At 75.2% G+C, this 11,816-nt stretch carries 11 protein-coding genes; 6 read left to right on the forward strand and 5 right to left on the reverse strand.

All coding sequences use genetic code 11. The annotated features are described in order from the left end of the window. The first annotated feature begins 216 nt into the window (after window positions 1-216). From ACIP5W_RS25810 to ACIP5W_RS25825, 4 genes are all read left to right on the forward strand, one after another. On the forward strand, window positions 217-837 hold the full coding sequence (locus tag ACIP5W_RS25810) for an MFS transporter (RefSeq protein ID WP_401478058.1): 621 nt from the start codon (window positions 217-219) through the stop codon (window positions 835-837). Between the two features lie 12 nt (window positions 838-849). Further along, window positions 850-1,602 carry a LamB/YcsF family protein gene (locus ACIP5W_RS25815; RefSeq protein ID WP_401478061.1) on the forward strand — a complete coding sequence of 251 codons (753 nt, stop codon included), beginning with the start codon at window positions 850-852 and terminating at the stop codon, window positions 1,600-1,602. Further along, on the forward strand, window positions 1,599-2,225 hold the full coding sequence (locus tag ACIP5W_RS25820) for an allophanate hydrolase subunit 1 (RefSeq protein WP_401478064.1): 627 nt from the start codon (window positions 1,599-1,601) through the stop codon (window positions 2,223-2,225). The genes ACIP5W_RS25815 and ACIP5W_RS25820 overlap by 4 nt, the downstream gene beginning before the upstream one ends. A 268-nt stretch (window positions 2,226-2,493) precedes the next feature. Continuing rightward, window positions 2,494-3,363: a biotin-dependent carboxyltransferase family protein gene (locus tag ACIP5W_RS25825; protein ID WP_401478067.1), complete on the forward strand. Its 870-nt coding sequence runs from the start codon at window positions 2,494-2,496 to the stop codon at window positions 3,361-3,363. 15 nt (window positions 3,364-3,378) lie between these two features. Here the strand turns inward: ACIP5W_RS25825 and ACIP5W_RS25830 are convergent, their stop codons facing one another. The 4 genes from ACIP5W_RS25830 to ACIP5W_RS25845 form a co-directional block, all read right to left on the reverse strand. After that, window positions 3,379-4,665, reverse strand: coding sequence for a glycosyltransferase (locus tag ACIP5W_RS25830; protein ID WP_401478070.1), 1,287 nt, complete (start codon window positions 4,663-4,665; stop codon window positions 3,379-3,381). Then, complete coding sequence (locus ACIP5W_RS25835) at window positions 4,662-5,789, reverse strand: glycosyltransferase family 4 protein (RefSeq protein WP_401478073.1); 1,128 nt, start codon at window positions 5,787-5,789, stop codon at window positions 4,662-4,664. The genes ACIP5W_RS25830 and ACIP5W_RS25835 overlap by 4 nt, the downstream gene beginning before the upstream one ends. A 172-nt stretch (window positions 5,790-5,961) precedes the next feature. Then, entirely contained in the window at window positions 5,962-7,383 is a 1,422-nt protein-coding gene (locus ACIP5W_RS25840) for a HEAT repeat domain-containing protein (RefSeq protein ID WP_401478076.1), read from the reverse strand. Window positions 7,384-7,707: 324 nt separating this feature from the next. Further along, window positions 7,708-8,100, reverse strand: a complete 393-nt coding sequence (locus ACIP5W_RS25845) for an ankyrin repeat domain-containing protein (RefSeq protein WP_401478079.1) — start codon at window positions 8,098-8,100, stop codon at window positions 7,708-7,710. Window positions 8,101-8,363: 263 nt separating this feature from the next. Between ACIP5W_RS25845 and ACIP5W_RS25850 the strand changes: the two genes are divergently transcribed. Together ACIP5W_RS25850 and ACIP5W_RS25855 are read left to right on the forward strand one after the other, a co-directional pair. Continuing rightward, entirely contained in the window at window positions 8,364-8,558 is a 195-nt protein-coding gene (locus tag ACIP5W_RS25850; protein ID WP_401478082.1) for a hypothetical protein, read from the forward strand. A 55-nt stretch (window positions 8,559-8,613) separates the two neighbouring features. Continuing rightward, a complete protein-coding gene (locus tag ACIP5W_RS25855; protein WP_401478085.1) occupies window positions 8,614-10,182 on the forward strand; it encodes a hypothetical protein in 1,569 nt (522 codons plus the stop codon). A 116-nt stretch (window positions 10,183-10,298) separates the two neighbouring features. Here the strand turns inward: ACIP5W_RS25855 and ACIP5W_RS25860 are convergent, their stop codons facing one another. Then, entirely contained in the window at window positions 10,299-11,798 is a 1,500-nt protein-coding gene (locus tag ACIP5W_RS25860) for a PLP-dependent aminotransferase family protein (protein WP_401478088.1), read from the reverse strand. Window positions 11,799-11,816 lie beyond the last annotated feature (18 nt).

Genomic DNA, 11,816 nt, shown 5'->3' on the forward strand with positions numbered 1-11,816 from the left:
CCGCCCGGCGCGAACGCCGGGACACCCCGGCCGCGGCCCGCGACAGCGACGGCCCGCCAGAGCCTGAGCCCTCGAGAGCCACGCCCTGCCGAAGCCGCCGCCCTCGAAGGTCGCGCCCCGCCGGAGCCGCAGCCCGCCGGAGCCGCAGCTGCCAAGGCCGCAGCCGGTCCGGGCCGCGCTCTCCCGGAGCCGTCGCGGAGAGCCTCAGCCGTCGGCATGGTCGCGCTGGCCGCCCACTTCGGCCTGGACAGCGGCCAGACCGGTCTGCTCACCACCGTGCCGCTGGTCGCCTGGGCGGTCGGCGGCGCCCTCGCGGGCGTCCTCGCCGACCGGATCGGCCGGGTCGGGGCCCTGATGATCACGGTCGTCACCTACGCCGTCCTCACCGTGGCCTGCGGCTTCGCGCCCACCTACGAGACACTGCTGCTCTTCCGTTCCCTCCAGGGCCTCGGCTTCGGCGGCGAGTGGGAGGTCGGCGCGATCCTGGTCGCCGAGTACACGAGCGCGCGGCACCGCGGCCGCACCCTGGGCGCGGTCCAGAGCTCGTGGGCCGTCGGCCGGGGCCTGGCGGCGATCGGGGAGAGCAGTCTGCTCCCGGCGGTGCACGGCAGCCCCGTACACTGCGGCGATCCGTCGGGACTGGGCATCGACGACCTCGGCCGCCCCGATTTCGGGGAACCGGTGGACGCCGGGCCGGACGACATCCCGGTGTTCTGGGCCTGCGGTGTGATCCCGCAGACCGCGGTGACGGCCTCGCGGCCGCCGTTCGCCCTCACCCACGCACCGGGACAGATGTTCCTCACCGATGCCCGCGACGAGCAGTACCGCGTGGCCTGACCAGGAGACAGCATGATCGATCTCAACGCCGACCTCGGCGAGGGCTTCGGACGCTGGCAGCTGACGGACGACGAGCAACTGCTGTCCGTCGTGACCAGCGCCAACGTGGCCTGCGGCTTCCATGCCGGGGACGCGTCCACCATGCGGCGGGTGTGCGAGCTGGCTGCCGGGCGGGGCGTGACGATCGGCGCGCAGGTCTCCTACCGCGACCTCGCCGGGTTCGGGCGGCGCGCGATGGACGTGCCGCCCGCCGAACTGGCCGCCGAGGTGGCCTACCAGATCGGCGCCCTGGAGGTCTTCGCCCGCGCGGCCGGCGCCCGCGTGGCGTACGTCAAGCCGCACGGCGCGCTCTACAACCGGGTCGTGCACGACGAGGAGCAGGCGGCGGCGGTGGTCGACGGCGTGCTCCTGGCCGACGCGACGCTGCCCGTGCTCGGGCTGCCGGGCTCGCGCCTGCTGGAGCTGGCCGGGAAGGCGGGGCTGTCCGCCGTCACGGAGGCGTTCGCGGACCGCGCCTACACCGAGGAGGGCACGCTGGTGCCCCGTGGCCGGGACGGGGCCGTGATCACCGATGCGGACGCCGTCGTCGAGCGGTCGGTGAGCCTGGCCAGGCTCGGAGAGGTCACCTCCCGCGCGGGGGCGCGCATCGAGGTACGCGCGCGTTCCCTCTGCCTGCACGGCGACACGCCCGGCGCGGTGGAGCTGGCCCGCCGGGTCCGGCGGCGGCTGGAGGAGTCCGGTGTACGCGTGGCGGCGTTCGCATGAGGGCGCTGCCCGTCGGCCAGGACGCCCTGCTCGTCGAGGTGACCTCCGGTGCGGAGGCCCAAGCCCTCCACGCCGAGTTGCTGCGGCGCCGCGCGGAGGGCTCGCTGACCGTGCGTGAGATCGTCCCGGCGGCCCGTACGGTCCTCCTCGACGGTCTGGCCGACCCGGCCCGCTGGGCCGCCGAACTGACCACGGCCGCCGTGCCGCCCGCTCCCCCGCGCACGGGTGAGGTGATCGAGCTGCCGGTGCGTTACGACGGCCCCGACCTGGCCGAGGTCGCCGCCCACTGGGGCGTCCGCGCCCGGGAGGTGGCCCGCATCCACGCGGCCACCGAGTTCCGCGTCGCCTTCTGCGGCTTCGCACCCGGCTTCGGCTACCTCACGGGCCTGCCGTCGCGCTACGACGTCCCGCGCCGGGCGACCCCGCGCACCGCCGTACCGGCCGGGTCGGTGGCGCTGGCGGGCCCGTACACGGGGATCTACCCACGCTCCTCACCGGGCGGCTGGCAGCTGATCGGGACCACGCCTGCCGTGCTGTGGGACCACGCGCGCGTGCCGGCCGCGCTGCTGACACCGGGCACGCGCGTGCGCTTCGTCCCGGCGGACCGGGAGGGTGCGGCGTGAACGTCCTCATGCAGGTGCCACGTCGCTGCGGCGTCGACGGCCGGACACCGGTGCCACGTGGCCGCGGCGGGAGCAGCCCCATGCCGATGCCACGTCGCCGCGGCGGGAGTGCCCTCGCCACGGCGCGCTGCCCGGGGCGTGCGGGCACCGGCCGGGCCCGGCCGGGCCCGAGGCCCACGGCCGGCTCCCTGCTCCGGCACGGCACGGGCCGTACGCCCGGCCGCGCCACCGAGGGCACCCGCGTCACCCACGTGCGAAAGGGCGCCGTATGACGGACCGTGCGCTCGTCGTCGTCCGCGCCGGGGCGCTCACCACCGTGCAGGACCGGGGACGCCCCGGCCACGCCCATCTCGGCGTGCCGCGCTCCGGAGCCCTGGACGCGCCCGCGGCGGCGCTCGGCAACCGGCTCGTCGGGAACCCGTCCGGGGCGGCCGTCCTGGAGACGACCCTCGACGGCTGTGCCGTGCGCCCTCGGTGCGCGGTCACCGTGGCCGTCACCGGCGCTCCGTGCCGGGTCGTCGTGGACGGCCGGCCCGCCGCCTGGGGAACGCCCGTGCGGGTGCCGGCGGGAGCCGTCCTGGACGTCGGCCGGGCCGTCTGCGGCGTGCGGAGCTATGTCGCCGTGGGCGGCGGCATAGCCGTCGATCCGGTCCTCGGCAGCCGCTCGACGGACCTCCTCTCGGGCCTCGGTCCGGCGCCTCTCGCCGACGGCGCGGTCCTGCCCCTGGGACGGGCGGGCGCGCCGTGCACGCACGTGGACGTCGCCCCGCAGCCCGCGCCTCCGGCCGAACTGGTCCTCCGGGTCACCCTGGGCCCGCGCGACGACTGGTTCACGCCTGAGGCGGTCCGGGTGTTCACCTCGCGCGCGTACCGCGTGTCCGCGGCGAGCAACCGCATCGGGCTGCGTACCGAGGGACCCCCGCTGGACCGGGCGGCGACGGGCGAACTCCCGAGCGAGGGAATGGTCCTGGGCGCAGTGCAGGTCCCGCCCGACGGCAGACCGGTGGTCTTCCTCGCGGACCACCCGACCACCGGGGGCTACCCGGTGATCGGTGTCGTCCGCCCCTCCGACCTCCCGTACGCCGCCCAGGCGGCGCCGGGCACCCCGACCCGCTTCGTGGCGGTACGCAGTCGCTGACGCCTCCGGCCGGCGTCAACACCGTGAGGGAACCGTCCGGACGGAAGCGTCACCTCCGTCGGAGCGCGACACTCCCGCCGTGTCGTCCCCCGTTCCCGTTCCCGTTCCCTTTCCCGGTCCCGCTCCCGCTCCCGCTCCCGCTCCCGCTCCCGCTCCCGCTCCCGACCGAGTGAGCACCGTCGCGTCGTGCGCCGCCAGGAAGGTCTCCACCGCCGTTGCCCACCCGAAGCGCTCCGCACGCGCGCGTGCCGCCTCGCGTCGCTCCACGGGGGGCCGCGCCAGCAGCTTCTCCACGGCGTCCGCGAAGGCGTCCCCGTGGTCCGCCGCGGCCGCCCCCGCGGCCCCGATCACCTCGGGCAGCGCCGAGGAGGCGCTGGCGACCACGGGCGTGCCGCAGGCCATGGCCTCCAGTGCGGCGAGCCCGAACGTCTCCGCGGGCCCCGGTGCGAGACACACATCGGCGCAGGCCTGGAGAGCGCCGAGCAGGCCGCGGTCGAAGACGTGCCCCAGGAAGACGACCGGCAGCCCGCGTTCCCGGGCCTGCCGTTCGAGCCGGCCCCGCAACGGCCCGTCGCCGGCCACCACCAGCACCGCGCGCGTGCCACGGCGCACCAGGGACTCGAGCGCGTCCAGAGCCGTGCCGGGGCGCTTCTCCACGGACAGTCGGGTACACGTCACCAGCAGCGTCTGGTCGTCGCGCGCGTACCGGGCCCGCAGCCGCGTGTCGGCCAGCGCGGGGTGCCGTTCGACCAGGTCGACGCCGAGCGGTGCCCGCATCACGTTCCGGGCGCCGATCCGTACGAACTCCCGCTCGGCGAACTCGGTCGTGCAGACCACGCGCGCGTAGCTGTGCGCCGTACGGACGTTGAGCGAGTCGGCGGCTCGTCGGGCGGCACCCTCCGACAGCCCCCACGTGCGCAGCACGCCGTCGGCGGTCTCGTGGGAGACCATGGCGGCGGGCACCCGGGCCCGTCGCGCCCACTTGCCGGTCCAGCGCAGCGTCGTACGGTCGCAGACCTCGAGGCGGTCCGGTCCCAGGTGCTCGAGCAGGCGGGCGACACGCCGCTTGTCCGTGAGGACGCGGTAGCCGCCGGTGCCGGGCAGCAGCGGTCCGGGCAGGGTGATCACCCTGCCCTGTTCGGTGTCGCGGTCGCTCGCCCGGTCGCCCGGCACGACCAGGACCGGTTCGTGCCCGGCGGCGCGGTAGCCCTTGCCCAGTTCGCGCAGCGCCGTGCGCAGTCCGCCCGAGGCGGGCGCGACGAAGTTGGCGAGACGGACGATCCGCAGCGGTCCGGCGCTCATGCGGCCATCACCGGCCGGCGCGCGGCGAGGACGTCGCCGTAGTGGCCGATCAGCTGGTCGCCGACGGCGGCCCAGGTGCGGCCCTCGACCATGGCCCGTCCGGCGTCCCCGTAGGCCCTCCGGCGTGCCGGGTCGGCGGCCAGGGCGGCGACCGCGTCGCGCACGGCGCCGGCGTCGCGCGGCGGGACGAGCAGGCCGGTGCACCCGTGGGCGACCAGGTCCAGCGGTCCGCCGGCGGCGGGCGCGACGACCGGGACGCCGCTCGCCATGGCCTCCTGCACGGTCTGGCAGAACGTCTCGAAGGGCCCGGTGTGCGCGAAGACGTCCAGCGAGGCGAAGACGCGGGCGAGTTCGTCACCGGTGCGGCGGCCGAGGAAGACCGCGCCGGGCAGTGCCTCGGCGAGCGCTGGCCGGGCGGGCCCGTCGCCCACCACCACGACCCGCACGCCGTCCAGGCCGCAGACGCCGGAGAGGAGTTCGACCTGCTTCTCGGGGGCGAGTCGCCCGACGTAGCCGACGATCACCTCGCCGTTCGGGGCGAGTTCCCGGCGCAACGCCTCGTCGCGGAGGTCGGGGCGGAAGCGGACGGCGTCGACACCGCGCGGCCACAGCCTGACCCGGGGCACGCCGTGCGTGGTCAGGTCGTGCAGGGCCGCGCTGGAGGGGGCGAGGGTGAGGTCGGCGGCGGCGTGCACGGAGCGGATGCGGCGCCAGGCGGCCGCCTCGCCGGCGTGCACGTAGGTGCGGGCGTATCCGGCCAGGTCGGTCTGGTAGACGGCCACGGCGGGAATGCCGAGCCGGGTGGCGGCGGCCATGCCGCGTACGCCGAGGACGAAGGGGCCGGCCAGGTGGACGATGTCGGCCCGGTGGTCGGCGAGGGCCGCGGCGACGCGTCGGCTGGGGAGCGCGACGCGGACCTGGGGGTAGCCCGGGAGCGGGAGGGAGGGGACGCGGACGACGGGGCAGGGCGCTTCGGTGTCCGGCCCGGAACCGGCGGCGGTGGCCGGCGCGACGACAAGCGGGAGGTGGCCGCGGTCCACGAGGTGCCGGGCGGTCTGGAGCGCGCAGTGGGCCACGCCGTTGACGTCGGGGGGAAAGGATTCGGTCACGATGACGACACGCATACGGGTGTTGTCGCCACGCAGGACGTGTACGCGTCAAAGTGGATCTTTCCGGAGGACGAACGTCCCATGAGCGTTGCGCCGCACGCCCGAGCAGGTCAGACGGCGTGCACGCCCGTCTGACCCGTGGGTCGTCCGCCGTTCACCCGGCGGGTGCGCCTCCCTCTGCCGTCGGTCACATGGCGGAGGCGGCGTCCGGCCCGATCCGGCTGCGTACGGCCGTCTGGACCTCCGCCTCCTCGGCGGGGTCGGCGGCGAGGCGGCGGAGCCGTTCCACGACCCGGGCGTCGCCGGTCTCGGCGTGCCGGGCGGCGATCTCGCGGGTGGTCTCCTCGCAGTCCCACAGGCACTCGACGGCGAAGCCGGTGGCGAAGGAGGGGTCGGTGGCCGCGAGCGCGCGGGCGCAGCGCCCGCGCAGATGGGACGAGGCGGTCTCGCGGTAGATGTGGCGCAGCACCGGGGCCGCGCAGGCGATGCCCAGCCGTCCGGCGCCGTCGACCAGGGTCCACAGGGTCGGCGCGTCGCAGCCCTCGCCGCGCACGGCCTCGCGCAGAGCGCCGAGGACCAGGTCGCTGTCACGGGCGGTGCCACGGCAGGCGAGCACCCGCCCGGCCGCGGCGCCGAGGGCGTCGGGTCGGTGGGCCCAGCCGCGGGCCCGGTCGACCGCGGCGCTGCTGCGCATGCGTTCGAAGGCGTCGACGGCGGCCTCCACGACGAACCTGCCGCCCGTCGCCACGGCCTGTTCGATCAGGTCGGGGGCCTCGGGGTCGTCGTGATCGGCGAGATAGCGCAGGGCGGTGCACCGGGCTCCCTCGGTGCCGTCCTCGGCCGCCCGCACGATCTCCGCGCGGTCCTCGGGCCCGGCCACGGCGGTGAGGCAGCGGGCGGCGGGGACATGGAGCGCGGCGCCTCGTTCGATGCCTTGCTGGGCCCACTCGAACACGGCCCGCACGCTCCAGCCGGGGCGGGGACCGGTGGGGCTCATCTGCCGCTGCCAGCGGTCGAAGCATCCGGCTTCCTGGGCGGCACGCACGCGTGCGGAGACGTACTCGCGGGAGTCCTCGGCCCACAGCCGCCAGGGCCGGGGCTCGAACGCGTCCCGTACGACGGCGGCCAGCCGGGCCTCCCCCTCGGGGTCGGTGGCGAACCGCGCGAGCACGGGGACGGCGAGGGCGCGCAGGCCGGCGTCGTCGTCGCGCAGCGCGAGTTCGTCCAGCGCCCAGGCCCAGTTGGAGCCCGAGGCGGCGTACCTGCGCAGCAGGTCGAGGGCGTCCCGCCGGCCGTAGGAGGCGAGGTGGCCGAGGACGGCCAGGCTCAGGCCGGTACGGCTCTCCTCGGTGTCGAAGGCGTCCTCGACGTCGAAGAGGTGCGCCTCGATCTCGTCGAGGCCGCCGTCCAGGTCGAGGTAGAGGCGGGCGTAGTAGAGGGAGCGGTTCTCCACCTGCCAGTCGTGGCGCGGATCGCGCAGCACGCAGTGGTCGAGTGCCGCGAGCGCCTCGGTGCGGGGGGCGGTGAGCGCGTGCAGTGTGCCGTCGCCGCGGCCCCGCTGGAGCAGGCCGAGCAGCGTGCCGCTGGGCGCTATGAACGGATCGAACATGGGAAACAGCCTCACATCAAGCGTCGACGCAACCGGGGACGTGCATTACCTGGCCGCGTGACAACACGTCGGGGCGCCCGCCGTTTCCTGCTTGCTGTAAGCCATCTTCCTCTGCCTCTCGTCGGTGGCCCATGCGGACCGCATCACGGCCCGCGCGGTGCGGCAACACCTGCCCAGCCATCGCGTCCGTGAATCACGTCGCCATGATGACTCGGCAGCTCAGCCTGCCGCGACCGAAATTTCCGGCGGCCCCGTACCGCCTCCCCCGTGGTCGTCGATCTGCCTGGTCAGGAACTGCTTCTCACCCGCTCAGGAACGCCCGGCTCATCCCACGCCGAACAGCTCCAGCAGCTCCGTCCTGCCGAACATGCGGGCCGTGTCGACTGCCGAGGGGGTGCCCGCGGCAGGGTCGGCGCCGGCCTCCAGAAGGACGTGGACGACGTCCGTCTCCCCCTTGAAGGCGGCACCGGCGAGGGGGGTCTGGCCCCGGTCGTTGATCCGGTCCGCCTCGGCTCCCCGGGCCAGCAGCGCCCGGACCGCCTCGGCGTGGCCGTGATAGGCGGCGAGCATCACGAGCGAGTCGCCCCGGTCGTTGGTGAGGTCGGCCGGAACGCCCGCGTCGACGTAGGCCACGAGCGCCTCGGTCTGTCCCCGGCGAGCAAGATCGAAGATCTTGGTCGCCAGTTCCACGACCTCGGGGTCGGGGACTTCGGTCATCGGCCGGACCGCCTCTCATTGCAACCGTTCAGGTGAATCGCCAGGGTACTGGCTCCCCGGGCACATGGCGTGACCCGCCGGAGGCAACCGTCACGGCGGGACCCGTTCGCCGCAACTCCCCTGTTCACGCGGCCCGTCAGAACCTCGGCCACATGGGGGAAATTCGCAGGATTTCACCCAGTTGCACCTTTTATCGTATGGATACATCCTGTGACCCTGGAAGTACTCATGGTGACTGTCCCCCGTGAACCAGGAGAACCGAAATGATCCTGTCCATCTCAGGCGTGGTCCTGCTCGGCATCATCGTCTTCCTCTTCTGCCGCAAAGACGGGCTCAAGGCGTCGCACTGCCTCGTCTGCGCCCTGTTCGGCTTCTACCTGGCCAGTACGGCCATCGCCCCGAGCATCAAGGCCGGCGGCGAGAGCCTGGCCAGCATCCTCGGCGGCATCAAGTTCTGAGGCCGCCCGTCCCCCCGCCGTCCGTCCCTTCCGTACGCACCTTCAGGAGACAGCAGTGGCCCGGCGCCCCCTCCCCCGCATCCTGAGCACAGGCAGCGCGCAGATCGCCCGTAGCCGGGAGCTGGCCCGGACGGCGGCGGACAGCGCCACCGACATCCTCCACCCGCTGATCACGGTGACCCGCGGTCTGCGCCGACTGGCCTCGGCCGGGCGGCGCAGGTGGGCCGAGACCCCCAAGGACAAGCGCGGGCCGCTGCTGTTCCTGGTGGCCTCGGTGATCCTGGTCGTGGCGCTCGTACCGTACGGACCGCTGCTCGCCGTCATCACCGTGATGGCGGCAGCCGCCTGGCAGGGCCGGGACCGCACCCCACCGGTTCCCGACGGCCCCGACGAGTCGCAGATCCAGCGGCTCCAGGCACTGTACGAAGCCCTGGTGCCGTACTTCTCCACGGCGGAGGACCCTTCTCCCCTCTACGCGCACGGCGGCGAGTGGGAGAAGGCCTTCCCGTCGTACGAGTTCGACGGCTCGGGGCGGATCAGCCAACTGGAGATCCACTACCCCGCGTACTTCCCGGACGGCGAGACCGAGGCACGCGCGCGTGTCGAGCATCTGCTCACGGCCAAGTCCGGCCGGGGGCGGGAGTACCACTTCGGCTGGGACGAGGAGGGCAACACGCTCACCGTGTCGGTGCTCGCCCCGCTCCCGGCCGACCTCACCGCCCAGCGCTTCGTGACCGCGCCCGGCGAGACCGTCCTGGGCTTCACCGACCCCTCCCAGGTCCAGCGCACGCTCCCGCTCACCCACGGCGAGGAGCAGCGCGACGTCCCGCCGGTCGTCTGGCGCACCGGCGTCCGCTCCACCGAGCCCCACCTGCTGGCGGTCGGCCAGCCCGGCAGCGGCACCTCGACCCTGCTGCGCTGCATCGCCCTCCAGGCCCTCCAGTACGGCGACGTCCTGGTCATCGACGGCGGCGGCACCGGCGAGTACGCCTGCCTGACCGGCCGGGACGGCGTCCTGGGGGTCGAGGTCGGGCTCGCCGGGGCACTGGCCAGCCTGGAGTGGGCGGCACACGAGACCGAGCGCCGTCTGATCGCCGCGAACCGCGCCCGCCAGGAGGGCCACCCGCCGCCGGACGACACCAAGCGCCCCCTGTGGATCCTGCTCGACCGGCCGACGACGTTCACCCACCTCGCCGACGCCGACGGCCGCAAGGACCCGCAGTCCCTTCTCCAGGTTCCCCTCCGGCACGGCCGCGCGGCCCAGGTCATGGTGGTGGTGGCCGAGCAGTTCGACAGCCTGGACACACTGAGCGACTCCGTACGGCAGCACACGCGCGCGCGGGTCGTCCTCGGGCCCGCCCCCGCCACACTGCTGGAGACGGTCCTGGGCGTCCGGCCCCACACCACTCCCGTCGAGCACGTCCCGCCGGGGCGCGGTTACGCACGCCTGGGCAGCGGCCCGGCGCACCGTCTCCAGGTGCCGGCGACTCCCGACCCCTACGACGACGCCACCAGCGACGCGCACCGGCAGGCGGTGCTGGAGCTGCTGCCGCCGCGGACGACGCCCGCGGACGGCGAGAAGCTGCCGGTGCCCGCCGAGGCCGTGGCGGCGGAGAGTTCCTGACCGGACCTGTCGCGCACACACCGACGGGCCGCGGGGGGGGGGGGGGCCCCCCCCGCCCCGGCCCCCCCCCCCCCGGGGGCCGGGGGGGGGGGGGCCCCCCCCCGGCCCGCGGCCCCTCACGCCACGAACGTGCGGGGGCCCTCGCCGCCCGCGGTCCCCCCGCTCTCCACGATCCGGGCGGCCGCGGCCAGCCGCGTCGCCGCCTCCTCCGCCACCGCGCCGCCCACGGTGAACGGCAGCCGCACGAAGCCCTCGAAGGCACCGTCGACCCCGAACCGGGGCCCGGACGGCACCCGCACCCCGACCCGCTCCCCCGCCTCGGCCAGCCGGGACCCGGAGAGCCCTCCGGCCCGTACCCACAGGGTCAGCCCGCCCCTCGGCACGGCGAACTCCCACTCGGGCAGCTCCCGGCGCACCGCCGCGACCAGCGCGTCCCGGTTGTCCCTGGCCTGTGCGCGGCGCAGCTCCACGGCCTGCTCCCAGCCGCCGGTGCTGAACAGCCAGTTCACGGCCAACTGCTCAAGGACCGGCGTCCCGAGGTCGGCGTAGGCGCGGGCGGCGACCAGGCTGCGGATGACGTCGGGGGCGGCCCGGACCCAGCCGATGCGCATGCCGGCCCAGAAGGCCTTGCTCGCCGAGCCCACGGTGATCACCGTCGACCCGGCGGGGTCGAAGCCGCACACCGGACGGGGCATCTCGACGTCGTCGTCGAGCCACAGCTCGGTCATCGTCTCGTCGGCGACCAGCACGGTCCCGGCCGACCGGGCCGCCTCGACGAGCCTGCGCCGCTGGTCCTCGTCGGCGAGCGCGCCGGTCGGGTTGTGGAAGTCGGCGACCACGTAGGCGATGCGCGGCGCGGCCTCGCGCAGGACCTGCCGCCAGCGGTCCATGTCCCACCCGGCGAGCCCCTCGGCCATCGCCACGGGCACCAGCCGGGCTCCCGCCTCCCGCATCAGCTGGAGGATGTTGGCGTACGAGGGCGATTCGACGGCGATGCGCTCGCCGCGGCCGCCGAAGAGATGGCAGATGGCGTCGATGGCTCCCATCGCGCCCGTGGTCACCATGATCTGCTCGGGCATCGTCGGGATCCCGCGCCGGGTGTACCGCTCGGCGATCATCGCGCGCAGGGCGGGCAGCCCCGCCGGGTAGTCGCCGTGCGTGTGGGCGTACGGGGGCAGTTCCTCCAGTGCGCCCTGAACGGCTCGGGTGAGCCACGGTTCGGGGGCGGGGAGGGCGGCGCAGCCCAGGTCGATCATCGAGCCGAGGGCCTCGGGCGGCAGGGGTTCCAGCCCGCGCGCGGGCACCGGGTTGCCCGCGGGGACGGACGTCCAGCTTCCGGCGCCGCGCCGGGACTCCAGGAATCCCTCCGCGCGCAGGGCCTCGTAGGCGGCGGCGACGGTGGTACGGCTGACGGACAGGGCGAGGGCCAGTTCGCGTTCGGCGGGCAGGCGCGCGGCGACGGGGACCCGTCCTTCCAGGACGAGCAGCCGGACGCCGTCGGCGAGGGCACGGTAGGCGGGCGGGCGGCGCGTCCCGGGGCCGGCGGGCCGGTCCTGCTGGGACGTGAGGAGTCGCGCGAGCTGCGCTGCCCCCACCGCCGAGGTCCACTGCGCCATGGATATCAGTCCACCTTC

The organism is Streptomyces sp. NPDC088766 (assembly GCF_044750845.1).
Taxonomy (GTDB): Bacteria; Actinomycetota; Actinomycetes; order Streptomycetales; family Streptomycetaceae; genus Streptomyces.